The sequence below is a fragment of the Acidovorax sp. GW823-FHT01C06 genome, from assembly GCF_058798375.1.
In genome coordinates this window covers 76,295-102,121 of record NZ_JBXAKN010000011.1, presented here as the reverse complement: position 1 = coordinate 102,121, position 25,827 = coordinate 76,295, and the positions used below count along the sequence as shown (strand labels likewise).

The window sequence follows — 25,827 nt, the reverse complement described above, 5'->3', positions numbered from 1 at the left end:
TTGGTTGTATGTTTTTGACCCAGGCGAACACAGGGAGCCGCTCCCCCCGCAGGGGCCCTCTCGCTCCACCGGCGGGATTATCAGGACGCAACCGCCAGCAGGCCCACCCACAAGGTAACAATTGGCGAGAAAAGCCCGATGGACGGGATCCCGGTGGTGGGGCCCGCCCGGCGGGAGCCCGCCAGCACTCCCGTAAAATGCCCGGTCCACTTCTTGTCCGTGGAGGCGCGCCCCGTGCCCGCCTCTTCCTTCTGCAAAATCCCATGAGCTCGCCCCAACCACAACCCGGCCTCGACAGCCTGTCCAAGTCTTTTGAACCCGCCGCCCTGGAAGCCCACTGGGGGCCCGAATGGGAACGCCGCGGCTATGGCGTCGCGGGATTCAGAGGCACGGGCGCGGCGCAAGCCGGCGAGCCGGCCTTCTCCATCCAGCTGCCTCCCCCCAACGTGACGGGCACGCTGCACATGGGCCATGCGTTCAACCAGACCATCATGGACAGCCTCACGCGCTACCACCGCATGAAAGGCTTCAACACCGTGTGGGTCCCCGGCACCGACCACGCGGGCATCGCCACGCAGATCGTGGTCGAGCGCCAACTGCAGGAGCAGGGCATCAGCCGCTACGACATGGGCCCCACCCCGCCCGAGGCGCGCAAGAACTTCGTGAGCAAGGTGTGGGAGTGGAAGGAAAAGAGCGGCAACACCATCACCACGCAGATGCGCCGCATGGGCGACAGTGTGGATTGGAGCCGTGAATACTTCACCATGGACGACAAGCTCTCCACCGTGGTCACCGACACCTTCGTGAAGCTGTACGAGCAGGGCCTGATCTACCGCGGCAAGCGCCTGGTGAATTGGGACCCGAAGCTGCAGTCCGCCGTGTCCGACCTGGAAGTGGAGAGCGAGGAAAAAGACGGCTCGCTGTGGCACATCGCCTACCCGCTGGCCGATGGCTCGGGCAGCCTCACGGTGGCCACCACCCGGCCCGAAACCATGCTGGGCGACGTGGCCCTGATGGTGCACCCTGAAGACGCACGCTACACGCACCTGATCGGCAAGATGGTCAACCTGCCGCTGTGCGACCGCCAGATCCCGGTGATTGCCGACGACTACGTGGACAAGGAGTTCGGCACGGGCGTGGTGAAGGTCACCCCCGCGCACGACCAGAACGACTACGCCGTGGGCCAGCGCCACAAGCTGCCCATGATCGTGGTGCTGACGCTGCAGGCCACCATCAACGACAACGCACCCGCCAAGTACCGGGGCATGGACCGCTTCGTGGCCCGCAAGGCCGTGGTGGCCGACCTGGAAGCCACCGGCGCGCTGGTCGAGGTGAAGAAACACAAGCTCATGGTGCCCATCTGCACCCGCACCGGCCAGGTGATCGAGCCCATGCTGACCGACCAGTGGTTCGTGGCCATGAGCAAGGTGAGCGACCAGGACCCGACGGGCAAGAGCATCGCGCAAAAGGCCATCGACGCCGTGGCCACAGGCGAGGTGACGTTCGTGCCCGAGAACTGGGTGAACACCTACAACCAGTGGATGAACAACATCCAGGACTGGTGCATCAGCCGCCAGCTGTGGTGGGGCCACCAGATCCCGGCCTGGTACGACGAAGACGGCAACGTGATCGTGGCCCGCAGCGAAGCCGAGGCGCAGGCCAAGGCCCCGGGCAAGCTGCTGCGCCGCGACGAGGACGTGCTGGACACCTGGTACTCGTCCGCGCTCGTGCCCTTCAGCACCATGGGCTGGCCTGAACAGGGCGACAGCCCCACCGACGACTTCAACCTGTACCTGCCCAGCACCGTGCTGGTGACGGGCTACGACATCATCTTCTTCTGGGTCGCCCGGATGATCATGATGACCACGCACTTCACGGGCCGCGTGCCGTTCAGGCACGTGTACATCCACGGCCTGGTGCGCGACGCGCAGGGCAAGAAGATGTCCAAGTCCGAAGGCAACGTGCTCGATCCGGTGGACCTGATCGACGGCATCGCGCTGGAGCCGCTGCTCGACAAGCGCACCACCGGCCTGCGCAAGCCCGAGACCGCGCCCACGGTGCGCAAGAACACGCAAAAGGAATTCCCCGAAGGCATCCCCGCCTACGGTGCCGACGCGCTGCGCTTCACTTTCGCGGCGCTGGCCAGCCTGGGGCGCAGCATCAACTTCGACAGCAAGCGCTGCGAGGGCTACCGCAACTTCTGCAACAAGCTCTGGAACGCCAGCCGCTTCGTGCTGATGAACTGCGAGGGCCAGGACTGCGGCCTGAAAGAGCACACCAAGGAAGAGTGCCAGCCCGGCGGCCCCGCCCACGGCTACATGGCCTTCAGCCAGGCCGACCGCTGGATAGCGTCGCTGCTGCAAAAGACCGAGGCGGAAGTCGCCAAGGGATTTGCCGAGTACCGGCTGGACAACGTGGCCAACACGATCTATGACTTCGTCTGGAACGAGTTCTGCGACTGGTACCTGGAGATCGCCAAGGTGCAGATCCAGACCGGCACCGAGGCCGAGCAGCGCGCCACGCGCCGCACCCTGATCCGCACGCTGGAAGCCATCCTGCGCCTGGCCCACCCCATCATCCCGTTCATCACCGAAGCCCTGTGGCAAACCGTGGCGCCCGTGGCGGGGCTCCAAGGCGAATCGGTCAGCATCGCCCGCTACCCCGAGGCGCAGCCGAGCAAGATCGACGAGGCCGCCATTGCGCACATGGAGCGTGTCAAGGGCCTGGTGGATGCCTGCCGCACGCTGCGCGGCGAGATGAACGTCTCACCCTCGACCCGCCTGCCGCTGTACACCGTGGGCGACACGGACTTCATGCGCGGCGTGGCGCCGGTGCTGCAGGCCCTGGCCAAGCTCAGCGAGGTCAAGGTGTTCGACGACGAGGCCGCCTGGGCCGCCGCCGCGCAGGCCGCGCCCGTGGCCATGGTGGGCGAGGCGCGCATGTGCCTGCACATGGAAATCGACGTGGCCGCCGAGAAGACCCGCCTGTCCAAGGAAATCAGCCGTATCGAGGGTGAGATCACCAAGGCCAACGGCAAGCTGTCCAACGAAGCCTTCGTGGCCAAGGCGCCACCCGCCGTGATCGACCAGGAGAAAAAACGGGTGGCGGACTTCGGCACCACGCTGGGCAGATTGCGCGATCAACTGACACGCCTGGGCTGAAAACAGCCGCCATACTGCGTGGCGCAACGGGCCCCGCCCTGGCGGCGGGGCTCCATCCGACCCGACGATTACCTATCCCCAAAAGGAATTCCATGACTGTTGCCACCACCGTCCGCAAAGCCGTATTCCCCGTCGCGGGCCTGGGCACCCGGTTCCTGCCCGCCACCAAGGCCAGCCCCAAGGAAATGCTGCCCGTGGTGGACAAGCCGCTGATCCAGTACGCCGTCGAAGAGGCCTACGCCGCCGGCATCCGCCACATGATCTTCGTGACCGGCCGCAGCAAGCGCGCCATCGAAGACCACTTCGACACCGCCTACGAGCTGGAGGCCGAGCTGGAAGCCGCCGGCAAGAAGGAACTGCTGGCGCTGGTGCGTTCCATCCAGCCCGACGACATGGACTGCGCGTTTGTGCGCCAGCCCCGCTCGCTGGGCCTGGGCCATGCCGTGCTGTGCGCCGAGCCATTGGTGGGCAAGGAGCCGTTTGCCGTGCTGCTGGCCGACGACCTGATGGTGGGCCCCCAGGGCGGCCCACCCGTGCTGGCCCAGATGGCCACCGCCTTCCGCCAGCAGGGCCGCTCGGTCATCGCCGTGCAGGAAGTACCGGAAGACCAGGTGCACAAATACGGCATCGTGGCCGGCGAGCCCGCAGGCGGTCCGCTGATCCGCATCGACCGCATCGTCGAGAAGCCTAAGGCCGACGTCGCACCTTCCCGCATGGGCGTGGCCGGCCGCTACATCCTCACCCCCGGCGTGTTCGACGAGATCCGCAACCAGCCGCGCGGCGTGGGTGGCGAGATCCAGCTCACCGACGGCATCGCGCGCCTGATGCAGAGCGAGGCCGTGTACGCCTTCCAGTACCAGGGCAAGCGGTATGACTGCGGCAGCAAGGAAGGCTTTCTGGAAGCCACAGTGGAACTGGCGCTGCAGCACCCTCAAGTGGGCGCGTCGTTCCGGGAATACCTGAAGGGCCTGAGCCTGTAGGCAGCGCCTGCACCGCGATCTGCGCGGCTGCATGACCAGAAAAAAAATCCTCCGGCAGCCCACCAGGGCTGCGGAGGATTTTTTGCCTTGAGGCACTGCTGCGGCCTGCGCCAGGCACCAGCAGAAACCAGGCGAATTCCGGCGCCGCATCGCCTGCCGAGCCCGGGGCCCGGTTTGCCCAGGCTGCGCACGCGCCCCTCGCACAGTGGCGGCAGAGGGCAAGGCGCACCACCTCGTCAGGGTTTCGCTTCTATTTAACTACCTTCTGCGCAGGACGTGGATGTACTCCTCGCCCATCGTCTGCTGCTCCACCAGCTCGTTGCCCGTCTGTTTGGCAAAGGCCTGAAAGTCGCGCAGCGAGCCGCCATCGGTGGACACCACCTTGAGCAGCTGGCCACTGGCCATGTCCGCCAGTGCCTTCTTGGCCTTGAGGATGGGCAGGGGGCAGTTCAAGCCCCGGGTATCGATTTCTTTGTGGATGTCCATGGTCTTCATCAATCCTTTGGCGGCAGGTTGAGCCCCCGGCGGCGCTCTTCGTTTTCCTCTGCCGTGAAAAACACCGGTTCATGCCCTCGCGTGCGCAGCCAGTCCGCCAGCGCATAGCCCGTGCCGGCGGGCCAGCACCTGAGTTCGTGCAGGTCGTAGAACCGGTGGTCCACCAGCTCGGGCGACAGCCGCACCTCACCCTCGGCCACCACATGGTAGGCAATGATGATCTGGTTCATGCGCAGAAACTCGTAGGCCCCCACCAGCGTGGTGGAGCGCACGTCGAGGTTGGTTTCCTCCTTGACCTCGCGCGCGATGCCTTCCTGCGGCGACTCCCCGGCCTCCATGAAGCCCGTGATCAGCGCAAACATCTTCGCGGGCCAGGCCGCGTTGCGGGCCAGCAGCACCTTGCCATTCACCTCCACGATCGCGGCCAGCACGGGCGTGGGATTGTTCCAGTGCGTCCAGCCGCAGGCGGGGCAGCGCAGGCGCTCCTTGTCGCCACCGTCCTCGGCCAGCGTGATCGGCTGCAGCGCGGTGCCGCAGTGGGTGCAGTAGCGGGTTTCGTAGTGCATATGCTCTTATTTTGATAGCTATCGGCGCTTTCCTATCCAGCGCAGACGGCCCATTTTCATTGCAAGGAAGGTGAAGGGGTCGCCTTCGCTGCCTTTCGTCCTCAGGCGGGGAACACCCCCGTCGACAGGTAGCGGTCGCCCCGGTCGCACACCACGAAGACGATGGTGGCATGGCTGTCGCGCGCCGCGATCTGCTGCGCCACCCAGCAGGCCCCCGCCGCCGAGATGCCCGCGAAGATGCCCTCTTCTCGCGCCAGACGGCGGCACATGTCCTCGGCATTGTCCTGGCTCACATACACCAGCTCATCCACCGTGCTCGCGTCATAGATCTTGGGCAGGTACTCCTGCGGCCACTTGCGGATGCCGGGAATGCGCGAGCCTTCCTCGGGCTGCGCGCCGATGATCTGGATGGCCGGATTCTTCTCCTTGAGGAAGCGCGACACCCCGGTGATGGTGCCCGTGGTGCCCATGGCGCTCACGAAGTGCGTGATGCGCCCGCCGGTCTGCTCCCAGATCTCGGGGCCCGTGGTTTCGTAGTGGATGCGCGGGTTGTCCTGGTTGGCGAACTGGTCCAGCACCTTGCCCTCGCCGCGCTTTTGCATGGCCTCGGCGAGGTCGCGCGCATGTTCCATGCCACCGCTCTTGGGCGTGAGCACAAGCTCCGCGCCAAAGGCCTTCATGGTCTGCGCGCGCTCGATGGAGAGGTCCTCCGGCATCACCAGCACCATGCGGTAGCCCTTGATGGCGGCGGCCATGGCCAGGGCGATGCCGGTGTTGCCCGATGTGGCCTCGATCAGCGTGTCCCCAGGCCGGATGTCGCCCCGCTCCTCCGCGCGCCGGATCATCGACAGGGCGGGCCTGTCCTTCACCGACCCCGCGGGGTTGTTGCCCTCCAGCTTGCCCAGCACCACATTGCCCCGCGCCGCGTTGTCCTGGGCCCCAATGCGCTGCAGCGCCACCAGCGGCGTGTTGCCCACCGCGTCTTCAATCGTCGGATATTTCATGCGCCCTACTGTGCCATAATTTGCGGCTTCACGAATTCCAGCCCGGGTGGTGAAATTGGTAGACGCAGGGGACTCAAAATCCCCCGCCGCAAGGCGTGCCGGTTCGATTCCGGCCCCGGGCACCATCGACTAGTCCGGAAGAGTCCATACTCTTCCGGACTTTTTTATTTTTCCTTTGGAATCAGCATCTTAGCTGTCCACAGCGGTCCAGGCCAGTCCACACCCGTCTACGCAATTTGAGGGCACATTTGGGGGCATGATTCTCCGAATTGGGGGCACTTTATAGGGTGCTGGTGCCCCCCGGAAGATGCCCCCAGCCACGGGGGTTGTGGCGCCTATAAAGTGAGGCTCCGGTATGCCAGGGCACCCACCCGCCAAAGCCGGAGGAAAAAAACTTGCCCGCGCTTGGACGGTCGGCAAACCCCTCAAAGCCTACAAACCCCACCATTCGGCGTGGGATCAGGTCGCCGCCCCCCTGCCTTTGCCTTTTTCACTTGCTCGCGCTTCGATGGTCGGTAAACCCTTCAAAGCCTACAAACCCCACCACCCGCTCGGACTGGTTTCAATAACTGTACGGCCCGCTTCGACGGCGAGCTTTCGCGGGCCGTTTTGGCGCCCGGCGGCCACCGGATCGAGGAATGGGCAACCCCGGAAGTGGTCGAGTTCTACAAAAAAATGCAGCCGGTGATGGCCGAAGACGACGAAACCGGGTGGGACTGGTGACATAGAAGAATCACACAAAGCACCAAAGCCGCCCAGGCAGGTGCCTGTACGCATTCCACGGTCGCGCGCTCCAATAAAGAAGCCTTGCGCTATCGCCGCAAGCATTTCAGAACGAACTCCCGGCGCGCCGTCAAAATAGCTTCGTGTATGCCATGGCTTAGGTGGATTTGCACCCGTGGCTATCTGTTCTCAGCTGTATTGGTGACGGTTTTTGCAAGTATCGGACTGTTTCCGCGTCGGTTATTATTTGTTACAACAAGGAGTGGCCCGTGAGATTAATCGCAATGTTTTTCGCCTTGCTGGCACCACTATGTGGCCATGCATTTACATACGCTGTCCAAACGAGCAACTACAACAACGCCACGCCTTACGTCGCATGCCCGGTTGGCGGTTGCGTGAGCTACACGACAGCGATGTCCATCTCGGGAAGTTTCACGGTGGCGGCAGCCTTGCCAGCAAACATGCCGTTGACAGAAATTTCGTCATCTGTCACCGCGTACACCTTTAATGATGGTGTTGTGACGTACGCCTCGGGAGGGCCATTGGCAAGGGTGTATAGCTTTATCGTTTCAACGGATGGTGTCGGCCAGGTGAACGGGGCACGAATCCTGTTGGAGCCATGGGTGACCGGTGCGCCCCCTCATACCGTGGGCGACTACACAGGCAGAATGCAGTTCTTCGACAATGTCTTTTCTGGAACGCAGTATTTCCGCTGCAGCAGCGTAGGCACTAGCCCGTCGGGACAAGCTGATACATGCCTAACCGGCACCATTCAAGACATTTACACAAGCAGTGCAAGCGGAGTGGGAGTCCCTGTCTGGTCCTTCGCCCCAGACCCAGTCGTTTTGCCCGCAGCAGTCGCGTCCGTTCCCACCACATCACCCGCAGCACTGCTGGTCCTCATGGCAGCGTTGGGGGTGGCGGCGTTTGTTTTCATGCGCTCAGCCGAGCGTCGCACCCACTAAATACACGCGCCTTGTGGTCCCCGTCTGAACGCACGCAGCGTGGAGAAAATCAGCAAGAGTCCTAACCGGCCCCCAACGTAAAAAAACGCGAAGCAGCCACCGCCACTTCGCGCCCTTCGATCTGTTTGCCCAGCCGCTCTACAGCACCGCCCCGCGCGGTGCCTCCTCATCTGAATCTGCGCAGGCGTCACCATCTCCTGCGGGGTCAACGCCCTCAGATCGAACACCCCCAGCGCCTCCACCTGCGGCCGCGCGTCGAACTCCGGCAGCCCTTGGGCCATCGCGTTGAGCCCATTGAGAATGAACGCCCATCGCGCCACCACCGTGGCATCGTGGATCGCCTGCGTCGGTGCCGAACGTCCTAGAGAATCCTCATGCACGCTGTGGGCGCAGGGTGCGTGCGCCGCCAGCGCCATGGCCTGCGCATCGTTCTTGCGGTTGAGCGCTGTGCGCGTGGCTGCATCGTTGCTATCAAACCTTGCGCTGGAGAACGCTGCATGGAACGCATCCGAAGCCGCATCGGCTTAGCGCCCGGATTGTGAGTGTGGCCCCGGCACCATGGCTTTCTTGCTATGTTTTTTTAGTCAATAGGCGCATCCTCGGCGCTGTCATTGGCACAAACACAGAAATCAGGCCCTGCCGCTCCAAGCGTCGGGGCCTTTTTATTTCTTGCATCAGGACGGTTCGAGTCCCTCCGGGCAGGCCGGCTTCTCTCAAATGAAATCCACTCCCCCACATTCCGCCAGCGCCATGCCCATTGAGCTGTGTCGTTGGAGGTGTATGTTGCTGAGGCCAGAACAGGCACCAAATCGCGCAAAGCACGACAGCGTGTACAGCATGCGGCGTATTCCAGCGTCAGCTCCGCCCCAGGAGCGCGATTAAAAACCCGCGCGTCCCCCAGGCCCGGGCGTTCCATCAAGAAAAGCAGGTAGAGGATGCGTGATAGACCACAGAGGGCCCCAGCGCAGGCCCTGCGCCACCCATGCCCCCAGCTACACCAGCCGCCTGATCGGCCGCTTCTTCCAGATGGCGTGGAAATAGATGGCCTGCAGTGCCAGCGCACACAGGTACGTGAGCGGGTAGCTGGCCCAGATGCCTTGCAGGCCCAGCAGGTGCTGCAGCGCGTAGGCCAGCGGCACAAGCAGCAAGGTGAGGCAGGACAGGGAAATCACCGTGGGCACGCGCACGGTTCCTGCCGAGCGCATGACGCCGGTGAACACGCTGGCCAGCCCAAACGCGAGGCTGCCCCACACCGTGACGCGCAGAACGGTGGCGGCCAGGTCCACCACGGCGGGATCGCGGGTAAACAGGCTGGCGACCTGCGGTGACACCACAGCCACCAGCAGGGCCAGGCTGCCGGTCAGCGCCAGATTCATCCACAGGCCGACCCGCGTGACATGCGCAACATCCTCCGGCTTGCCGGCACCAATGGCTTGCGCGGCGAACACGGAGGCCGCGACGGCGATGGACATGGCGGGCAGCTGCACAAAGGCCATGGCCTGATTGACGGTGCCCCACGCCGCCGTGGCCTGCCAGCCGTAGCCATTGACCAAGCGCAGCAGCAGCACGTCGGCGAGTGAGCTGGTGACGAAGAACAGGCCGGTGGGCACGCCCAGCCTCGCCACGGTGGCAAGCAAGGGGGTGTTCCAGCGCAGGTGGGGCCTGAGGTGCGAGAAGGCCAGCACATGGCCCCTGGCATGCAGGTGCCACGCGAGCCATGCCAGGGCCACGGCATTGCCGATGAGGCTGGCCCAGCCCGCACTGGCTGTGCCCAGCGGGGGAAGGCCCAGCCATCCGAGCATGAAGGCAGGAGTGAGCAGCATCCACAGGCCCGAGGCCAGGATGAGCGCGCGCAGCGGCGTTGCCGTGTCGCCCAGGCCGCGCAGGAGGGCGGCACTGAGCTGGTGCAGGAACAGCACGGGCATGGCCAGGAACAGCACGCGCGCGTAGGCGATGGCCTGCGGCAGCACCTCGCCACTGACACCCAGCACACGCAGCAGGCTGCCGATGGCTGTGGCGCCCACGGCCGCTACCACGCAGCCGAGCAGGAACCCACCGAGCAGCACGGCCCCAGCCACGCGGCTCACCTTGTCCGCGTCGCGTGCACCCCAGGCCTGGCCCACCAGCACCGAGGCCCCGGCACCGAGCCCGATCACGAAGGCAATGCAACACATGAACAACGGGAAGAAGCTGACCGCTGCGGCCAGCGCCTGCGCGCCCAGCAGTTGGCCCAGGCAGATGGTGACGACCGTGCCGCTCAGCGCCTGAAGCAGGTTCGTGGCCACGAGCGGACCGAGAAACCGCAGAAACCTTCGGGGCAGCGGCGTGGTCGGGTCGTTCGTGTCCATGGTGAACACATCGTATGCGACCCGCGTGCGCCGGGACATGGCCTGGCGCGGGGAAGCGACACCCGCAATGGAGCCCCCGCACGACGGCGGGCGGCGGCCTGGTGAATGCGCCGCGCTGTCATACCCAACCTCACGCGCGCCTGCCGTCCATATGGCGTCATTGAGAACGTCGTCACCGACCTTGCGCACCGTGGTCAAGGCTGGGGTCGGGCTGTCCTTTCACATGCTCTGAGCGAAGCTTGGCGTCGGAACTGCTACAAGGTGATGTTGCTGACAGGTCGAAAAGACGAAGCAACTTTGCGGTTTTACGAGCACGTGGGGTTTGATCGCCAGGGCAAGCAAGCACTGGCGGCAAAGCCTCCAGCCTGGCCTGTGTCGCCGCCTGAACGCTGATCACCCTGCAAGGCCCGCACGCAGTCAGGCCTGCAGTTTCGCCGCCGCCGGCTGCATGCTCTGCAGCACGTTGGCGGCCGCCTTGCGCACGTGCTCCTCGCACAGGCGCGCCGCCGTCTCCCCGTCGCCCTGCTCAATGGCAGCCACGATGGCGTCGAGCTCCACCAGCGTGTGCGGAAACCGCCCAGGCTGGGCCATGGAGATGCGGCGCAGCACCGTCACGCGGTTGTTGAGCTGCAGCAGCAGTTGCCCGGCCACCAGGTTGCCGCAGCCCGCGATGAGGATCTCGTAGAACTGATTCTTGACGTTGAGCATCAAGGCGCGGTCCTGCGTGATCTCGGGCTGTGACAGCTCGGTGAGCTTGGCGCGCAGCGCCCGCACCTGGTCCTTGGAGGCATTGAGCGCAAAGCCCCGGCCCGCCAGGCTTTCGAGGTGCGCGCGCACTTCGTAGATGTCGCGCACCTCCTTGGGTGAAATGGTGGTGACCTCGGGGCCCCGGTGCGGAATGATGGTGATCAGCCCCTCGGCCTGCAGGTGCTGCAGCGACTCGCGCACGCAGGATCGGCTCACGTCCAGGCTTTCGCAGAGCTCGCGCTCCGACAACTTTTGTCCCGGCGTGAAGTGGCCGTCGAGGATGGCCTGGCGCAGCGTCTGGGTAGCACGCTGGCGCAGGGAGGTCTCTTCGCGGGGGACTCGCAGCAGCATCTGGTTCATGGCGCCATCCTAATGGGGTTCATACACGCTGATTGTCATACAAACATATGAATCCTTCGTCAATCCACATTTTCCATATGTATGATTGTCTGACAATCCTAATAAAGTTCATCCACTGCAACGCCGCGTTGCCGGCCTTCTCCCCTCTCTCTCTCTATTGATCCCTTTCCACCCCAGGAGCCTTCCATGACCCGCCCCTACGCCCCCAAGAACCCCGCCCTCTTCGACCAGGGCCTGTCCACCCGCCGCGAGGTGCTCGGCGCAGAATACGTCGATGCCTCGATCAAGAACGCGACCGACTTCAACATCGACATGCAGGAACTCGTCACCCAGTACTGCTGGGGCGATGTGTGGAACCGCCCGGGCCTCGACCGCAAGACCCGCTCTTTCCTCAACCTGGCGATGATCACGGCGCTCAACCGCCCGCACGAGCTCAAGCTGCACGTGCGCGGCGCCATCCACAACGGCCTGACCAAGGACGAGGTGAAGGAAGTCTTCCTGCAGACGGCCATCTACTGCGGCGTGCCGGCGGCGATCGACTCGTTCCGCGTGGCGTCGGAAGTGTTCAAAGAGATGGACCTCTGAGCAGGGGCGCGACGATGAGCCGCATCGCATTCATCGGCCTGGGCATGATGGGCCAGCCCATGGCCCACCTGCTGCACGCCGCAGGCCACCCGCTCGTGGTGAAGGACGCCCATCCTGAAGCCGAGGCGCAGTTCGCCGCGTCGCATGCCGGTGCCGTGGTGGCCACCGACAATGCCGCGTACGCAGGGTGCGACGTGGTCATCACCATGCTGCCCAATTCCGACATCGTGGACGCGGTGGTGGCCGACCTGGCACCCCACCTGCGGGCCGGGGCCTGCGTCGTCGAGATGAGCTCCGCCGACCCGATCCGCACGCGGACCCTCGCAGCCTCGCTGCGCGGCAGGGGGATCGCGCTGATCGACGCACCCGTCTCCGGCGGCGTGAAGAAGGCCGTCAATGGCACGCTGGCCATCATGGTGGGCGGCGACCCCGAAGATTTCGCCCGGCAACGGCCGGTGCTCGAAGTGATGGGCAAGGCCATCAGCTACGTGGGCCCCGTGGGCGCGGGCCACGCGCTCAAGGCGCTGAACAACTACGTGTCCGCCGCCGCGCTGATCGCCACGGCCGAGGCCATCCACGTGGGCGCGGCCTTCGGCATCGATGCGGCCACCATCGTGGATGTGATCAACGCATCGACCGGCAAGAACAACACGACCGAAAACAAGGCCCACCAGTTCATGCTGAACCAGGCTTTCAACTCGGGCTTCTCGCTGGCGCTGCAGGCCAAGGACGTGGGCATCGCGGCCGGACTGGGCCGCTCCCTGCAGGTGCCGATGGACCTGGCCCAGAAGGTGTACGCCATGACGGCCGATGCCAGCGCCGCGCTGGGCCCCAGGGCCGACCACACCGAGCTGTACCGGTTCGTCGGCAAGCCCTGACAGTCCCCCCGGGCGCCCGGCAGGGCGCCCGCCGCAAGCCAGCAAACAAACAAGCAAGTGCCACCGCCTGGCAGGCCGGGCCTTGGCTGCTCTCACCCTTTCCGGAGACAAGACAATGCGCAACCAGACAAAGACCCTGCTCGCGGCCGCGCTGGCCCTGGCCTCGACGGCGGTGGCCGCCTTTCCCACCAAGCCCGTGACCATCGTGGTGCCCTATGCGGCCGGGGGCTCCACCGACGTGCTGGCCCGCGTGCTGGCCGAGGCCATGGCGCGCGACCTGGGCCAGCCGGTGATCGTGGACAGCGCGGGCGGAGCCGGCGGCACCATCGGCACCGCCAAGGTGGTGCGCGCGCCCAATGACGGGCACACCGTCCTGCTGCACAACATGGGCATCGCCACGGCCCCGGCGCTGTACAGCAAGCTGGCCTTCGACGTGAACAAGGATCTGGAGCCCATCGCCCTGGCCGGCGAGGTGCCCATGATCCTGGTGCGCTACAAGAATTTCGCGCCCGCGACCGTGGCCGAGTTGATCCAGCACATGAAGGCCAGGCCGGGCGAGGTGAAGTTCTCGCACGCGGGCGTCGGCGCCACATCGCACCTGTGCGCGATGCTGTTCAACCAGACGGCCGGCACCACCGTGACGATGGTGCCCTACCGCGGCACCGGCCCGGCGCTGCAGGACCTGGTGGCGGGCAACGTGGACCTGATCTGCGACCAGCCCGTGGCCACCGGGCCGCACCTGCAGTCCGGCGCCCTCAAGGCCTACGCCATGGCGACCAGGGAGCGCATCCCGACGATGCCGGAGGTGCCGACCTTTGCCGAGTCCGGGCTGCCGGGCTTCGAGCTGGCCGTATGGCACGGCGTGTACGCGCCCAAGGGCACACCGCCCGCCGTCGTCGAACGCCTGAACAAGGCGGTGCGCGGGGCCCTGGCCGATGCCGGCCTGGTCAAGCGCTTCACCGACATGGGGGTCATCATCCCGCAGGGCGACCGGCTCAAGCCCGAGGCGCTGCGCCAGCAGACCGCTGCCGAGATCAGGCGCTGGGATCCCGTCATCAAGGCGGCCGGCGCCAAGGCGGAGTAAGCGCGCAGCCGCCAAAGCACCCGCGCAGGGCGGCTGCACGGGCCGATGAGGGCGGTTGCGCTGGCGAACGCGGCCCCGCGCCACGCCTTGGACGGGCCCGGCCACCACCGGCAGGCCCAGGCCGCCGGGAACGCTACCCGGGAAAATCGGCTCAGTTGTTCTGCCTGCGCACCAGGTGGCGGCCGGTGTCGGTGATGGTCAGCTGGCCCGACGCATTCTTGGTGATGAAGCCGTGTTCGTACAACCGTCCGGACATATGCTCCTTCAGCGCTGAAACCACGCTGATGTTCTCCATCTCCAGGTGCTTCAGCGTGGCGAGTTCGTCCACCGTGGGCTCGAATTGGGGGGCATGGTAGGTTGCGTTCAATGACATAACGGCTCCTTGATGAAATAGTAAAGGTATGAGGTGCCTGGTACGGCCCGCCGGGCCGCCCGCTGGGTGTGACCCTTGCACACCACATACGTTCCGTCCATCTTCTTCCCGCCGCCTGCAGCGAGTGCCACCAGCGTAGCCCTGTCCGCCGCGGGGCGCAAGCCGGCAAGCGCCCTACGCTGCCGCAGCCCGCGCAGTGTCTTGAAGCCATTTCGAGAACACCGCCAGCACGGGCGGCTGCGCCTGCGCGGGGCTGACGAGGTAGTAGCCCCGCTCCCCCCGCAGGGGCCGCGCGCAGGCCACCACCAGTTCGCCGCTGGCCAGCTCGGCCTCGATCAGCAAGGGCGGAATCAGCGCCACGCCCAGCCCATGCGTGGCCGCCACGGCGAGCATGGAGAACAGCTCGTAGCGCGGCCCGTCCAGCGCATGGGGTGCGTCCACCCCCATGGCGTCGAACCACTGGCGCCAGCCGTAGGGGCGCGTGCTCTGCTGCAGCAGGGGCAGCCCGGCCAGCGCATCGGCGGCCACGGGCTGGTGGGCGCGCCCGCGCGCGCGCGGCGCGGCGGATTCGAGCAGGCGCGGGCAACACACGGGCAGCACATCCTCGTGCATCAGCAATTGCGCCTGCACGCCGGGCCAGTTGGCCACCTGCTCCGGGGTGCCGGCGTACAGGGCCGCGTCAAAGGTGGTGTCGGCGAACAGAAAAGGGCGCGTCTGCGTCTCGATGTGCACCACGATGTCGGGGTGCAGCTGGGCCAGCTGCGGCAGGCGCGGAATGAGCCAGCGCGTGGCGAACGTGGGCACCGCCGCCAGCGACAGCGTGCCGCCCTCGCCCTGGTGGGCCATCACGTCGAGCGTGTCGCGCTCCAGGCCCTGCAGCCAGCGCGCCACCTGGCGGCCGTAGTGCGCGCCGGCGGGCGTGAGCACCACGCCGTGGCGCGTGCGGCGAAACAGCTGCACGCCCAGAAACTCCTCCAGCGCCTGGATCTGGCGCGAGACGGCGCTTTGCGTGAGCGAGAGTTCCTGCGCGGCGCGGGTGTAGCTCTCGTGCCGGGCGGCGACTTCAAAACAGGCCAGTGCCTGGGTCGATGGGATATTGCGGCGCATGATGAAAATGAACTTTTAAGGGTCCGGCTAAGTAGATGATCTCTAGCTCAAAGTATTTCATACATTCCAGTTATGCATATCTGGATGAAAAGAACTCGCTTGCGGCGCGCTGGCACGAGGCCTACGATCTGCCCCAGAACACCTTTGTTGCCACTCTTTTTTTCACCTGGAGACACGCACATGGCCCACGCCGCCTTTCAATGGGATGACCCTTTCCTCCTGAGCCAGCAACTGACCGACGACGAGCGCGCCATCCGCGACGCGGCCGCCGCCTACTGCCAGGACAAGCTGGCCCCGCGCGTGCTGGATGCCTTCCGCCACGAGAAGATGGACGTGAGCATCTTTCGCGAGATGGGCGAAGTGGGCCTCCTGGGCCCCACCATCCCCGAACAATACGGTGGCCCCGGCCTGTCGTACGTGGCCTATGGCCTGATCGCCCGCGAGGTGGAACGCGTGGATTCGGGCTACCGCTCGATGGCCAGCGTGCAGTCGTCGCTGGTGATGGTGCCCATCCATGAATTCGGCACCGAAGCGCAAAAGCAGAAGTACCTGCCCAAGCTCGCCACCGGCGAGTGGATCGGTTGCTTCGGCCTGACCGAGCCCGACCACGGCTCCGACCCCGGCAGCATGGCCACGCGCGCCTACAAGGTCGATGGCGGCTACAAGCTCAAGGGCAGCAAGATGTGGATCACCAACAGCCCCGTGGCCGACGTGTTCGTGGTCTGGGCCAAGGAAGTCATCAAAGGCGGCGATGGCAAGGATGTTGTGGGCCCCATCCGCGGCTTCGTGCTGGAAAAGGGCATGAAGGGCCTGACGGCCCCCGCCATCCACGGCAAGGTGGGCCTGCGCGCCTCCATCACCGGCGAGATCGTGATGGACGACGTGTTCGTGCCGGAAGAGAACGCGTTTCCGGAAGTGCAGGGCCTGAAGGGCCCCTTCACCTGCCTGAACAGCGCGCGCTACGGCATCGCCTGGGGCGCGCTGGGCGCGGCCGAGTTCTGCTGGCACACCGCCCGCCAGTACACGCTGGACCGCAAGCAGTTCGGCCGCCCCCTGGCCGCCAACCAGCTCATCCAGAAGAAGCTGGCCGACATGCAGACCGAGATCGCCATCGGCCTGCAGGCCTGCCTGCAGTTTGGCCGCATGAAGGACGCGGGCACCGCCAGCGTGGAAGGCACCTCCATCATCAAGCGCAACAGCTGCGGCAAGGCGCTGGACATCGCCCGCCTGGCGCGCGACATGATGGGCGGCAACGGCATCAGCGACGAGTTTGGCGTAGCCCGCCACCTAGTGAACCTGGAAGTGGTGAACACCTACGAAGGTACGCACGATGTGCATGCGCTCATCCTGGGCCGTGCGCAGACCGGCATCGCGGCGTTCAGCTGACATCCCCCTGAGGCGCTGCGCGCCTTCCCCCTTTTCTCGGCCTCGCCGGGAAGGGGGACGACGCCGGTGGCCTGGAGACGCGCCCGCCGCGCCTCCCACGCCCATTCAACACGATTTTGGCCTCTAGCGCTTACTGAACAAGCGCAAGCAGCTATTCAAGTTATAGCAATCACTACCATGACCACATCCAACGCAGGCGCCCTCGCAGGCATCAAGGTGCTCGACCTCTCCCGCGTGCTCGCGGGCCCCTGGTGCACGCAGGTGCTGGCCGACCTGGGGGCGGACGTGGTGAAGGTGGAGCGCCCCGGCGTGGGCGACGACACGCGCCAGTGGGGCCCACCCTTCCTGAAGGACGCCGAGGGCAACGACACGAACCAGGCCAGCTACTACACCGCCTGCAACCGCAACAAGCGCTCGGTGACCATCGACATGGCCTCGCCCGAGGGCCAGGCGCTCATCAAGCAAATGGCACAAGAGGCGGACATCGTGGTGGAGAACTTCAAGGTCGGCGGCCTGAAGCAATACGGCCTGGACCACGAGAGCCTGCGCGCGCTGAACCCGCGCCTCATCTACTGCTCCGTCACCGGCTTCGGGCAAGACGGGCCCTACGCCGAGCGCGCGGGCTACGACCTGATGGTGCAGGCCATGACGGGCCTGATGAGCATCACCGGCCAGGCTGACAGCCAGCCCGGCGGCGGCCCGATGCGCGTGGGCGTGGCGGTGATCGACCTGTTCACCGGCCTGTATGCCAGCAACGCCATCCTGGCCGCGCTGCATGTGCGCGACAACGCGGCCACTGGCACGGGCCAGGGCCAGCACATCGACATGGCATTGCTCGACGTGGGCATGGCCGTGCTGGCCAACCAGGCCTCGGGCTTCCTCGCCACCGGCAAGGCGCCCGGCCGCATGGGCAACAGCCACCCCAGCCTCGCGCCCTACCAGGACTTCCCCACGCAGGACGGCAACATGCTGCTGGCCATCGGCAACGACGGGCAGTTCCAGCGCTTTTGCGCCGCCGCCAACCAGCCCCAGTGGGCGACCGACCCGCGCTACGCCACCAACACCCTGCGCGTGCAGCACCGCACCGACCTGATCCCTGCGATGGAGGCCGTGACGCGCACGCGCACCACGGCCGACTGGATCACGCTGCTGGAAGACAAGGCCGTGCCCTGCGGCCCCATCAACACCATCGCCCAGGCCTTCGACGACGCGCAGGTGCAGGCGCGCGGCTTGGCCGTGACGCTGCCGCGCTGGAAGGACGGCGAGGCCGCCACCGACAACGTGCGGCAGATCACCGGCGTGGCCAGCCCGCTGCGCCTGTCGGCCACGCCGCCCGTGCTGCGCAACGCGCCGCCGGCACTGGGCCAGCACACGGACGAGGTGCTCGCCGAAATGGGGCTGGACGCGGCGCGCATCGCGGCGCTGCGGGCCTCGGGCGTGGTGTAGCCGCTCACTGATTTACCCGCTCTTACGCAACGCCCCGCGACATCCCGCCGCGGGGCGTTGGTCTTTTCGCGGCCACGCTACTTCGGGGCTTGCGGCAGCGGCGCGGCGGCGCCCAGCAGGCAGTCCGCCACCTCGTCAGAAAACCGCATGGGGCGGCCGTCCAGCCACACGGCCTCGGAGCCCTGGGGGTCCGGCGCGGCGGGTGGCAATCCATGGTCCAGCAGCGCCTGCGCGCAGCCCGCCCAGTCGCCATCGGGCTCGGGCGTGTTGATGGAGCCCCACGACAACGCGCCGCAGGCGTTGTCCTCAAAGCCATGCCGGGCCTGCCAGCGCGCGCCGTGCTCCAGCAGGAAGCGGGTGAGCGCCGCGTCGCCCCGAAAGATGGCCAGGTGCAGCGCCGTACCGTCCCAGTCGCCCCCTGTGGTGTCGATGGGCCAGCCCAGGCGCACCATGAGCCGCACGGCATGGCCGCAGTCCGCCTGGGCGGCCAGCTCGGGCAGCAGGCGCTGCTGGGGCAGCGACAGCGCGTCCAACAACCCGGGCCGCGCGGCCAGCAGCGTGCGTGCTTGCGCCTCGTCGGCCTGGGCACACGCGGCCACGAAGCGCTCGTCGACAGGCACGTCGCCCTCGCCCACCGCCGCGCGCAGAAAGGCCGCCACCCCGGGCAGTCCGTAGCGCAGCGCCTGGATGTGCGCGGGCGTGCCATCGGCGGCACAGGCAGCCGGGTCGGCGCCCGCCGCCACCAGGGCCTGCACATGGGCCAGCGACCGCCGCCGCCGGATGGCCCAGAGCAGCGGCGCCGCACCGCCCGGCGCCGCGCCATCGGCAGGCTGCTCGTTCGCGTCCGCACCATGCGCCAGCAGCAGTTGCAGCGCGGGCAGGTCGTCCATGTCGAGCACGCGGCACAGCGCGTTCGTGCCCGGCACCCGCGCGCCCGCCTCCAGCAGCAGCCGCGTGCAGTCCAGGCTTCCGAGCGCGTGGTACAGCGATTCGCCATCGTTGGGGTCCGCGCCCGCGTCCAGCAGCAGGCGCGCCATGCCCGCGTGCTGGTTCTGCCCGGCCGCGCCATACAGCGCAGACAGCGGGTGCGATGCATCAGGCTCGGCCAGCGAGGCGGGCGGCCAGCGGTTGGCCACGCACTGGTTCGCATCGGCCCCGGCCTCCAGCAGCAGCGCCACGCAGGCCTGCAGGCGGCCGGCAAAGGCCGGCAGCCGCGCCAGGCTCGAATGCGCCACGGCCACCAGCGGCGGCAGTTGCAAGGGCCCGCCAGGGCGGTGCACCCAGCCCGGGTCTTGCGCGATGGCCTCGCGCAGCCGGGCCCCATCGCCCACGGCGCAGGCCAGCCACGGGTCTTCGTCCCGGGGGATGGCGCCATCGGCCCACAGGCGCTCGGCCAGCCCCGGCCGGGCGCTGTGGTTGCCGCCCGCGATGTCGCCCGCATAGACCAGGCGCAGCCATTGCAGGGTGGCGCGCACCGGGTCGTCCACCAGCGCGCGCCGCGCCAGCACAAAGCCCTGGAAGTCGGCCCAGGACGCAAAGCCATGCTCGCGCGCCAGGCAGGACTGCGCGTCGTGCAGCCGAAGGCCCAGGGCGGCGATGGCGGCATCGCCCTGGCCCGCAGCCGCCGGCAGCGCGGCGCGAAAGCGCGCCAGCGCCTCGGGCTCGCCGCTGCGGTAGCCAGCGAGCAGGTCCTTGGCTTGTTTCTTGAGATGGCCCAGGTCGGGCCGTGGGGGAATGCGTTTCACGAGAACCTCCGTGCATGGATCGCCGACGGCCCGCAAATCCGGCAGCACAAAGGATGGAAAGTCAGCTCTGCAAGGAGCACGAACGTGCTCCTGGAGTCGGCAAGTGGGTTCAACCCTTCCCGCGGGCCCGGGCGCGGCTTGCACCGCGGGGAGGCATCTTACCGCCGTGCGGCGCACCCCTTGCGGCATGGCGCGAATTCCGTGTACAAAAAATTACATCCGTCGCCATAATGGCAGCGGGAGTCTCCCCGCCGCCACGCCCGATGGCAGGCCCGCAGAGACTTTGCAGCTTTCATTTTCGCGCCATGGGTACATGCCGTGGCGCCGTTCCGTGGAACCTCAGGAGTCCGCCATGAAGCTCAGCCTCAAACTCCCCCTGGCCTTTACCGTGGCGTTGCTGCTGCTGTTCGCGGCGGCGCTGTTCGGCATCAGCCGCCTGAACCAGGCCCTGGGCACCTACCAGACCACCGTGGCGCAAAGCTTCGAGCACGAGCGATTGGCCTCCTCCATGCTCAATGACTTCAAGGTGCAGGTGCAGGAGTGGAAGAACGTACTGCTGCGCGGCAAGGACCCGGCCCAGCTCACGCGCTACTGGGCAGCGTTTGAAAAGCAGGAGCAGGCCATCGGCGTGCAGGCGAAGAAACTGCTGGCCGGCCTGCCGCCGGGCGAGGGCCGCGACCGCGTGGCGCAGTTCGCCCAGGCGCACGAACGCATGGGCGCCGCCTACCGCAAGGGCTTCGAGGCCTTCAAGGCGTCCGGGCACGATGCCGAGGCGGGCGACAAGGCGGTGCAGGGCATGGACCGCGAGCCCTCGCAGCTGATCGACCAGGCGGGCGAACTGATCGCCCGGGCCAGCAGCGAAGTGGCCGAACACGCCGCCGCCACCGCGCAGCGCGCGACCACCATCAGCCTGGCCGTGATGCTGGTGGTGTGCGCGCTCGGCATCGCCGGCGCCATCGCCTTCAGCCGCACCGTGGTGAACCCGCTGGACAACGCGGTGCGGGTGTCGCAGGCCGTGGCCAGCGGCGACCTGACCGTGGCGCAGCCCGTGCGCGGCAAGGACGAGATCGCGCTGCTGCTCAATGCGCTGCACGGCATGCAGCTGAGCCTGTCGAGCGTGGTGAGCCACGTGCGCCACAACGCCGACAACGTGGCCGCCGCGAGCACCGAGATCGCGCTGGGCAACAACGACCTCTCGGCGCGCACCGAGCAGCAGGCCAGCGCGCTGGAGGAAACCTCGGCGTCGATGGAAGAGCTCAGCTCCACCGTGCAGGCCAATGCCGACAACGCGCGCCAGGCCAACCAGCTGGCCGTCAATGCGTCCACCGTGGCCGTGCAGGGCGGCGACGTGGTGGCCGAGGTGGTGACCACCATGAAGGGCATCAACGACAGCAGCAAGAAGATCGCCGACATCATCAGCGTGATCGACGGCATTGCCTTCCAGACCAACATCCTGGCGCTGAACGCTGCGGTGGAGGCGGCCCGCGCGGGCGAGCAGGGCCGGGGCTTCGCGGTGGTGGCCAGCGAAGTGCGCAGCCTGGCCGGGCGCAGCGCCGAGGCGGCCAAGGAGATCAGGAGCCTGATCCACGCGAGCGTGGAGCGGGTCGAACAGGGCACGGCCCTGGTCGACAAGGCCGGCGCCACGATGACGGAAGTGGTGGCCTCGATCCGCCGCGTGACCGACATCGTGGGCGAGATCAGCGCCGCCAGCAGCGAGCAGAGCGCGGGCGTGGCCCAGGTGGGCGAGGCCGTGATGCAGATGGACCAGGCCACGCAGCAGAACGCGGCGCTGGTGGAGCAAAGCGCGGCGGCGGCCGACAGCCTGAAGGTACAGGCGCAGCAGCTGGTGGACGCGGTCTCGGTGTTCCGCCTGTCGCCCGGCGAACACCCGGCGGCGGGGGCGCGCGTGCCCCGGCTGGCGGCGGCCTGACAGGACGGGCGGGCCGGGGGGCGAAGAAAATTGAATCAAAACGACCTCTAACGCCCAACCATCCAGCGCAAACAGCTATGTTTTTAATAGCGACCTGAGCCTGTTCCGGTGCCATGGCGCGCGGCCCCGCCAGCGCGCCAGGCCACCCTCTGCGGCCGGTCAGTCGCCGTGCGCCGCTTCCAGCGCCTTGAACTGCGCCATGGTGCGCAGGCACGCGTCGGCCACCTCCGTGCCCTTCTTCACGAAATGCTCGCGGAAGAACTTCAGATGGTCTTCATGCTCGTGGAAGTCACGCGGCGTGAGCACGGCGGACATCACGGGCACCTCAGTGTCCAGCTGCACGCGCATCAGGCCGTCGATGACGGCGGTGGTCACGAACTCGTGGCGGTAGATACCGCCGTTGACCACCAGCGCGCAGGCCACGATGGCGTCGTAGCGGCCGCTTTGCGCCAGGCGCTTGGCCAGCAGCGGGATCTCGAAGGCGCCAGGCACCTCGAACTGCTCGATCTGGCTCGCAGCCAGGCCGTTGCGGGCGAACTCCGCCACGGCGGCGTCGCGGGCCTGGTGGACGATGTCCCGGTGCCAGCCGGCGCAGATGACCGCAACGCGTTCGCTGCGGCGCGCGGAGTCTGCACGGCCTTGTTCGGCATTGGCAGCGGCGGCATGGTGGGAATGGAAGGACTGATTCATGGATTTTCTCGTAGCAAAGAAAAGGATTACCAGAATCAGGGCGCGCGCGAACAGGGCACACCACAACGGCAAGCAGGCACCCGCGCGCCGGGCCCGGGCAGCCGCACGGCGGCGCGCACGGCAAACCGCGCCCGCCCGCCCGCACCAGCGAACACCCGCACCACTGCACACGGGCACCCATCCCGATGGGCGGCCATGGCTTCGCGATCTCTTTCATCCGGACTGTGACCGTCGGCTCTGGCATCGCACCAGATCTGCTGACCCCGGGCCGCCGCCATGCCTGGCGCGGCCCGGGCGCTCGCGGGCTGCTGCGGTGCGGCTGTAGCAACAGCCACCCGCAGATACCGCCGGTGGGGAATTCCGCCCCGCCCTGAGAACGCTGCCGGCCCCCCACAAGCTGTTGGAGGCCAGCGGCGCGATTCTAGGGGTTACCCGCGGGGCGGGCCGTCGCCCAGGCGATTGCCTGCACCGTCAGCGGGGCCGTTCGAACCCGGCTTCGGCCCAGGCGGTGGCACTGGCGGGCGTGAGCTTGAACGTGGGCGGCACGGGCACGCGCGCCAGTTCCTCGCCCAGTTCATCCTGGGCGCTCAGGGTGGCCGTGGCGCCCTCTTCGTCGGGCACGATGGCCAGTTGCACGCGCAGGCGCTGGCCATTGACCGTGACCGCGACGTTCTTGTGGAGCTGTGCATGCAACTGCTGCTCGTGGCGGCGCAGCACCTCGCTGGCGGTCTTGACCAGGGTGTGGAAGGCCGAGACATCGAGCGGCTTGGGGTTCTTCTTGTCGCGTCCCATGGTCCAGGGCCCCACCAGCGCGGGCTCGGCCTCGCCCCGCAGCGTCATGGACACGGCCCAGCCGTCGTCGTCTTCGTTCTTGATGACCTGCGCGGTCCATTGGCCGTCGCTCCAACGGCGAGGCTCCTGGATGGTGTCGGGGGTGTCTTGCATGGGGAAAAGGGTCGCAGAAGATTCAGGGAAAGGGCGCAGAGCATAACGGCCCCGGCACGGAGGCGGGAGCATGCATTTTCAATAACCGCTGGTTATTGATGGCGGCCGGCGCCAGCCCCCGTCACGGCGCATCGGTCACCGGGTTCGCCACCTCGCGCAGCACGTCGGTGAAGGCCTGCATGGCGGGCGTGGGCGGCTCCCCCAGCCGGGTGATGAGGCCGTAGTCGGGCATGCGGTCCGGCAAGTCCACGGGGATGCGGGCCAGCAGGCCCTTGGCGATGTAGCGCTCCACCAGCGCCTGGGGCTGCAGCGACAGCATGTCGGTGGCCTGCATCATCTCCAGCGCGAACAGGAACGACGGGGTCTCCACCACGCCCGAGCCGAGTGCCAGGCCGCTCCGCCCGAAGATGTCGTCCGACACCTTGCGCACCGCGGTGGACGCGGGGTACAGGATCCACGGCCAGTGCGACAGCTCGGCCATGTCCAGGTCGCGCGCGCCGCGCAGGGGGTGGTGCAGGCCGCCCACCACCAGCAGCGGCTCGCTGGACAGGCGTTCGTAGTGGAACTGCGTGCGGTGCGCGTCGTCGGTGAAGCGCCCGATCATCAGGTCGATCTTGCGCTCTGCCAGCCACACGATCAGCTGGTCGCTGCTTTGCTCCAGCACCTTGAGCACGAGCAGCGGGCGCAGGCGCTGGATCTCGGCCACCGACGCCGTCAGCACGTGCGCGGCCGATCCCGTGATGGCGCCGATCGCCAGGTGGCCGTGGCCGCCCTCCTTGAGCGCATTGAACTCATCGACGAACTTGCGGTGGCCGGCGAGCGCGCTGGCGGCGTAGCGCAGCGTGAACAGGCCCAGTTCGTTGGGCCGCATGCCGCGCGACAGGCGCTCGAAGAGCCGCGCCTCCAGGATGTCCTCGATGTCCATCAGGATCTTGGTGGCCGCCGGCTGCGTGATGTGCATCTGCTCGGCCGTCAGGCGCAGGTTGCGCGTCTGGCCCAGGATGTCCAGGAACTGCAGGTGCCGAAAGCGCAGCCGCGCGCAGGCCTGCGCCATCGACAGGGGTTTACCCGACACAGGGGTGGGGGCCACGGCAAGTCATCAGCATTTGGAATGGATGCTAGCAAAAAAGTGAGTGGACCCGGCGCCCAGCGAAACCTAATCTCTCGCCTGCGTCGGGAGGGTCCCGCAGAGACCCGATGGCGCCGGTGGACCGCTTTTTGGCCGTGTCCCGCCGTGCCCCAGCCATTCCATATCCGGAGACAAACACCATGCAATTCAAATCATTCGCCCTGGCAGCCGCATTGCTGGCCGCCGTGGCCGCACCCGTGTCGGCGCAGATCAAGGACCACGTGTTCAAGGTCGGCATCGGCCTGAACGGCGACCACCCCCAGGCGCAGGCCGTCAAGCACTTTGCCGAGCAGCTCTCGGCCAAAAGCGGCGGCAAGCTGGTGGCCAAGCTGTACGCCAGCGGCTCCCTGGGCAACGACGTGAGCATGACCTCGGCCTTGCGTGGCGGCACGCTGGAGATGACGGTGCCCGACAGCTCCACGCTGATGGCGCTGATCAAGCCCTTCGGCGTGCTGAACCTGCCGCTCACCTTCAACAACGAACAAGAAGCCGACGCGGTGCTCGACGGCCCCTTCGGCCAGAAGCTGCTGGCCAAGCTGCCCGAAAAGGGCCTGGTGGGCCTGGGCTTCTGGGAAAACGGCTTTCGCCACGTGACCAACTCGCGCCGCGCCATCACCAAGGCGGAAGACCTGGCGGGCCTGAAGCTGCGCGTGATCCAGAGCCCGCTGTTCCTGGACACCTTCAACGCCCTGGGTGCCAACGCCACGCCCATGCCCTTCACCGAGCTGTACTCGGCCATGGAGCAGGCGGCGGTGGACGGGCAGGAGAACCCGCCCGCCACCATCCTGTCGAGCAAGTTCTATGAAGTGCAAAAGCACCTGGTGCTGTCGCGCCACATGTACAGCGCCTGGGTGCTGCTCATGTCCAAGAAGACCTGGGACGGCCTGTCGGCGCAGGAGCAGAAGATCGTGCAGGACGCCGCGCGCGAAGCCACGCTGTTCGAGCGCAAGACCATCCGCGCGTTCAGCGAGACCGCACTGGGCGAGTTGAAGAAGGCAGGCATGCAGGTGACCGAACTCGCACCCGCCGAGCAGGCCAAGATGCGCGCCAAGCTGCAGCCGGTGCTGACCAAGTACGCCAAGGAATTCGGCGAGGAAACCACCGGCGAGATGAACGCCGAACTTGCCAAGGTGCGGGGCGGCAAGTAACTTTTCTGCTCCGCCAAAACCGTTCACCGAGC

The 25,827-nt window shown here is 66.9% G+C and carries 23 protein-coding genes, 1 tRNA gene and 1 riboswitch; of the genes, 13 read left to right on the top strand and 11 right to left on the bottom strand.

The genetic code is table 11. The annotated features are described in order from the left end of the window. Positions 1–263: 263 nt before the first annotated feature. Positions 264–3,161: a valine--tRNA ligase gene (locus AC1RCS_RS20655; RefSeq protein WP_492245786.1), complete on the top strand. Its 2,898-nt coding sequence runs from the start codon at positions 264–266 to the stop codon at positions 3,159–3,161. A 92-nt stretch (positions 3,162–3,253) separates the two neighbouring features. Continuing rightward, entirely contained in the window at positions 3,254–4,141 is an 888-nt protein-coding gene (gene galU, locus AC1RCS_RS20650) for a UTP--glucose-1-phosphate uridylyltransferase GalU (protein WP_218293738.1), read from the top strand. A 258-nt stretch (positions 4,142–4,399) separates the two neighbouring features. Here galU and AC1RCS_RS20645 read toward each other — a convergent pair whose 3' ends face one another. The 3 genes from AC1RCS_RS20645 to cysM all read right to left on the bottom strand — a co-directional run bounded on the left by AC1RCS_RS20645 (position 4,400) and on the right by cysM (position 6,206). Further along, positions 4,400–4,627 (bottom strand): sulfurtransferase TusA family protein, encoded by a 228-nt coding sequence (locus AC1RCS_RS20645; protein ID WP_218293737.1) that lies wholly within the window; start codon positions 4,625–4,627, stop codon positions 4,400–4,402. An 8-nt stretch (positions 4,628–4,635) separates the two neighbouring features. Beyond that, on the bottom strand, positions 4,636–5,202 hold the full coding sequence (locus tag AC1RCS_RS20640; RefSeq protein ID WP_218293736.1) for an NUDIX domain-containing protein: 567 nt from the start codon (positions 5,200–5,202) through the stop codon (positions 4,636–4,638). Between the two features lie 101 nt (positions 5,203–5,303). Beyond that, positions 5,304–6,206 carry a cysteine synthase CysM gene (gene cysM, locus AC1RCS_RS20635; RefSeq protein ID WP_218293734.1) on the bottom strand — a complete coding sequence of 301 codons (903 nt, stop codon included), beginning with the start codon at positions 6,204–6,206 and terminating at the stop codon, positions 5,304–5,306. Between the two features lie 40 nt (positions 6,207–6,246). Between cysM and AC1RCS_RS20630 the strand changes: the two genes are divergently transcribed. The 3 genes from AC1RCS_RS20630 to AC1RCS_RS20620 all read left to right on the top strand — a co-directional run bounded on the left by AC1RCS_RS20630 (position 6,247) and on the right by AC1RCS_RS20620 (position 8,422). Then, positions 6,247–6,331 (top strand) — tRNA-Leu (locus AC1RCS_RS20630). Positions 6,332–7,198: 867 nt separating this feature from the next. Further along, on the top strand, positions 7,199–7,894 hold the full coding sequence (locus AC1RCS_RS20625; protein WP_492255486.1) for a hypothetical protein: 696 nt from the start codon (positions 7,199–7,201) through the stop codon (positions 7,892–7,894). A 300-nt stretch (positions 7,895–8,194) separates the two neighbouring features. Beyond that, entirely contained in the window at positions 8,195–8,422 is a 228-nt protein-coding gene (locus AC1RCS_RS20620) for a hypothetical protein (RefSeq protein ID WP_492245788.1), read from the top strand. A 464-nt stretch (positions 8,423–8,886) separates the two neighbouring features. Here AC1RCS_RS20620 and AC1RCS_RS20615 read toward each other — a convergent pair whose 3' ends face one another. Next, positions 8,887–10,242 (bottom strand): MATE family efflux transporter, encoded by a 1,356-nt coding sequence (locus tag AC1RCS_RS20615; RefSeq protein WP_492245789.1) that lies wholly within the window; start codon positions 10,240–10,242, stop codon positions 8,887–8,889. Between the two features lie 105 nt (positions 10,243–10,347). Between AC1RCS_RS20615 and AC1RCS_RS20610 the strand changes: the two genes are divergently transcribed. Beyond that, entirely contained in the window at positions 10,348–10,635 is a 288-nt protein-coding gene (locus AC1RCS_RS20610; protein ID WP_492245790.1) for a GNAT family N-acetyltransferase, read from the top strand. A 24-nt stretch (positions 10,636–10,659) separates the two neighbouring features. On the opposite strand, the gene AC1RCS_RS20605 is transcribed toward AC1RCS_RS20610, so the two are convergent. Beyond that, positions 10,660–11,349, bottom strand: a complete 690-nt coding sequence (locus AC1RCS_RS20605) for a GntR family transcriptional regulator (protein ID WP_492245791.1) — start codon at positions 11,347–11,349, stop codon at positions 10,660–10,662. Between the two features lie 186 nt (positions 11,350–11,535). On the opposite strand from AC1RCS_RS20605, the gene AC1RCS_RS20600 reads away from it, so the two are divergent. The 3 genes from AC1RCS_RS20600 (at position 11,536) to AC1RCS_RS20590 (ending at position 13,896) form a co-directional block, all read left to right on the top strand. Next, the gene (locus tag AC1RCS_RS20600) at positions 11,536–11,934 is read left to right on the top strand and encodes a carboxymuconolactone decarboxylase family protein (RefSeq protein ID WP_218293731.1); all 399 of its coding nucleotides are present in this window, start codon (positions 11,536–11,538) and stop codon (positions 11,932–11,934) included. 14 nt (positions 11,935–11,948) lie between these two features. Then, the gene (locus AC1RCS_RS20595; RefSeq protein WP_492245792.1) at positions 11,949–12,812 is read left to right on the top strand and encodes an NAD(P)-dependent oxidoreductase; all 864 of its coding nucleotides are present in this window, start codon (positions 11,949–11,951) and stop codon (positions 12,810–12,812) included. A 115-nt stretch (positions 12,813–12,927) separates the two neighbouring features. Further along, positions 12,928–13,896, top strand: coding sequence for a tripartite tricarboxylate transporter substrate-binding protein (locus AC1RCS_RS20590; protein WP_218341692.1), 969 nt, complete (start codon positions 12,928–12,930; stop codon positions 13,894–13,896). A gap of 151 nt (positions 13,897–14,047) precedes the next feature. Here AC1RCS_RS20590 and AC1RCS_RS20585 read toward each other — a convergent pair whose 3' ends face one another. Both AC1RCS_RS20585 and AC1RCS_RS20580 read right to left on the bottom strand, forming a co-directional pair. Continuing rightward, on the bottom strand, positions 14,048–14,269 hold the full coding sequence (locus AC1RCS_RS20585; RefSeq protein WP_492245793.1) for a hypothetical protein: 222 nt from the start codon (positions 14,267–14,269) through the stop codon (positions 14,048–14,050). Between the two features lie 174 nt (positions 14,270–14,443). Next, entirely contained in the window at positions 14,444–15,376 is a 933-nt protein-coding gene (locus AC1RCS_RS20580) for a LysR family transcriptional regulator (RefSeq protein WP_492245794.1), read from the bottom strand. A gap of 180 nt (positions 15,377–15,556) precedes the next feature. Between AC1RCS_RS20580 and AC1RCS_RS20575 the strand changes: the two genes are divergently transcribed. Both AC1RCS_RS20575 and AC1RCS_RS20570 read left to right on the top strand, forming a co-directional pair. Then, the gene (locus AC1RCS_RS20575; RefSeq protein WP_218293724.1) at positions 15,557–16,762 is read left to right on the top strand and encodes an acyl-CoA dehydrogenase; all 1,206 of its coding nucleotides are present in this window, start codon (positions 15,557–15,559) and stop codon (positions 16,760–16,762) included. A 177-nt stretch (positions 16,763–16,939) separates the two neighbouring features. Further along, positions 16,940–18,208 carry a CaiB/BaiF CoA transferase family protein gene (locus AC1RCS_RS20570; protein ID WP_218341694.1) on the top strand — a complete coding sequence of 423 codons (1,269 nt, stop codon included), beginning with the start codon at positions 16,940–16,942 and terminating at the stop codon, positions 18,206–18,208. A gap of 77 nt (positions 18,209–18,285) precedes the next feature. Here the strand turns inward: AC1RCS_RS20570 and AC1RCS_RS20565 are convergent, their stop codons facing one another. Then, the gene (locus tag AC1RCS_RS20565; RefSeq protein WP_492245795.1) at positions 18,286–19,953 is read right to left on the bottom strand and encodes an ankyrin repeat domain-containing protein; all 1,668 of its coding nucleotides are present in this window, start codon (positions 19,951–19,953) and stop codon (positions 18,286–18,288) included. A gap of 352 nt (positions 19,954–20,305) precedes the next feature. On the opposite strand from AC1RCS_RS20565, the gene AC1RCS_RS20560 reads away from it, so the two are divergent. Continuing rightward, positions 20,306–21,883: a methyl-accepting chemotaxis protein gene (locus AC1RCS_RS20560; protein WP_492245796.1), complete on the top strand. Its 1,578-nt coding sequence runs from the start codon at positions 20,306–20,308 to the stop codon at positions 21,881–21,883. 159 nt (positions 21,884–22,042) lie between these two features. Here AC1RCS_RS20560 and AC1RCS_RS20555 read toward each other — a convergent pair whose 3' ends face one another. The 3 genes from AC1RCS_RS20555 to AC1RCS_RS20545 all read right to left on the bottom strand — a co-directional run bounded on the left by AC1RCS_RS20555 (position 22,043) and on the right by AC1RCS_RS20545 (position 24,572). Continuing rightward, positions 22,043–22,573 carry a 6,7-dimethyl-8-ribityllumazine synthase gene (locus AC1RCS_RS20555; RefSeq protein ID WP_218293719.1) on the bottom strand — a complete coding sequence of 177 codons (531 nt, stop codon included), beginning with the start codon at positions 22,571–22,573 and terminating at the stop codon, positions 22,043–22,045. Positions 22,574–22,774: 201 nt separating this feature from the next. Continuing rightward, positions 22,775–22,955: riboswitch (FMN riboswitch) on the bottom strand. 89 nt (positions 22,956–23,044) lie between these two features. Continuing rightward, positions 23,045–23,518: a hypothetical protein gene (locus tag AC1RCS_RS20550; RefSeq protein ID WP_218341697.1), complete on the bottom strand. Its 474-nt coding sequence runs from the start codon at positions 23,516–23,518 to the stop codon at positions 23,045–23,047. Between the two features lie 121 nt (positions 23,519–23,639). After that, entirely contained in the window at positions 23,640–24,572 is a 933-nt protein-coding gene (locus AC1RCS_RS20545) for a LysR family transcriptional regulator (RefSeq protein ID WP_218294425.1), read from the bottom strand. 215 nt (positions 24,573–24,787) lie between these two features. Between AC1RCS_RS20545 and AC1RCS_RS20540 the strand changes: the two genes are divergently transcribed. Beyond that, positions 24,788–25,795, top strand: a complete 1,008-nt coding sequence (locus AC1RCS_RS20540; RefSeq protein ID WP_492245797.1) for a TRAP transporter substrate-binding protein — start codon at positions 24,788–24,790, stop codon at positions 25,793–25,795. The last annotated feature ends 32 nt before the right edge of the window (positions 25,796–25,827 follow it).

What these genes read in the sequence shown, in the direction of transcription:
- AC1RCS_RS20655 (WP_492245786.1), top strand. Translation starts at nt 264, where the DNA reads ATGAGCTCGCCCCAACCACAACCCGGCCTCGACAGCCTGTCCAAGTCT.
- galU (WP_218293738.1), top strand. Translation starts at nt 3,254, where the DNA reads ATGACTGTTGCCACCACCGTCCGCAAAGCCGTATTCCCCGTCGCGGGC.
- AC1RCS_RS20645 (WP_218293737.1), bottom strand. Translation starts at nt 4,627, where the DNA reads ATGGACATCCACAAAGAAATCGATACCCGGGGCTTGAACTGCCCCCTG.
- AC1RCS_RS20640 (WP_218293736.1), bottom strand. Translation starts at nt 5,202, where the DNA reads ATGCACTACGAAACCCGCTACTGCACCCACTGCGGCACCGCGCTGCAG.
- cysM (WP_218293734.1), bottom strand. Translation starts at nt 6,206, where the DNA reads ATGAAATATCCGACGATTGAAGACGCGGTGGGCAACACGCCGCTGGTG.
- AC1RCS_RS20620 (WP_492245788.1), top strand. Translation starts at nt 8,195, where the DNA reads ATGAACGCCCATCGCGCCACCACCGTGGCATCGTGGATCGCCTGCGTC.
- AC1RCS_RS20615 (WP_492245789.1), bottom strand. Translation starts at nt 10,242, where the DNA reads ATGGACACGAACGACCCGACCACGCCGCTGCCCCGAAGGTTTCTGCGG.
- AC1RCS_RS20610 (WP_492245790.1), top strand. Translation starts at nt 10,348, where the DNA reads ATGCGCCGCGCTGTCATACCCAACCTCACGCGCGCCTGCCGTCCATAT.
- AC1RCS_RS20605 (WP_492245791.1), bottom strand. Translation starts at nt 11,349, where the DNA reads ATGAACCAGATGCTGCTGCGAGTCCCCCGCGAAGAGACCTCCCTGCGC.
- AC1RCS_RS20600 (WP_218293731.1), top strand. Translation starts at nt 11,536, where the DNA reads ATGACCCGCCCCTACGCCCCCAAGAACCCCGCCCTCTTCGACCAGGGC.
- AC1RCS_RS20595 (WP_492245792.1), top strand. Translation starts at nt 11,949, where the DNA reads ATGAGCCGCATCGCATTCATCGGCCTGGGCATGATGGGCCAGCCCATG.
- AC1RCS_RS20590 (WP_218341692.1), top strand. Translation starts at nt 12,928, where the DNA reads ATGCGCAACCAGACAAAGACCCTGCTCGCGGCCGCGCTGGCCCTGGCC.
- AC1RCS_RS20585 (WP_492245793.1), bottom strand. Translation starts at nt 14,269, where the DNA reads ATGTCATTGAACGCAACCTACCATGCCCCCCAATTCGAGCCCACGGTG.
- AC1RCS_RS20580 (WP_492245794.1), bottom strand. Translation starts at nt 15,376, where the DNA reads ATGCGCCGCAATATCCCATCGACCCAGGCACTGGCCTGTTTTGAAGTC.
- AC1RCS_RS20575 (WP_218293724.1), top strand. Translation starts at nt 15,557, where the DNA reads ATGGCCCACGCCGCCTTTCAATGGGATGACCCTTTCCTCCTGAGCCAG.
- AC1RCS_RS20570 (WP_218341694.1), top strand. Translation starts at nt 16,940, where the DNA reads ATGACCACATCCAACGCAGGCGCCCTCGCAGGCATCAAGGTGCTCGAC.
- AC1RCS_RS20560 (WP_492245796.1), top strand. Translation starts at nt 20,306, where the DNA reads ATGAAGCTCAGCCTCAAACTCCCCCTGGCCTTTACCGTGGCGTTGCTG.
- AC1RCS_RS20555 (WP_218293719.1), bottom strand. Translation starts at nt 22,573, where the DNA reads ATGAATCAGTCCTTCCATTCCCACCATGCCGCCGCTGCCAATGCCGAA.
- AC1RCS_RS20550 (WP_218341697.1), bottom strand. Translation starts at nt 23,518, where the DNA reads ATGCAAGACACCCCCGACACCATCCAGGAGCCTCGCCGTTGGAGCGAC.
- AC1RCS_RS20545 (WP_218294425.1), bottom strand. Translation starts at nt 24,572, where the DNA reads ATGGCGCAGGCCTGCGCGCGGCTGCGCTTTCGGCACCTGCAGTTCCTG.
- AC1RCS_RS20540 (WP_492245797.1), top strand. Translation starts at nt 24,788, where the DNA reads ATGCAATTCAAATCATTCGCCCTGGCAGCCGCATTGCTGGCCGCCGTG.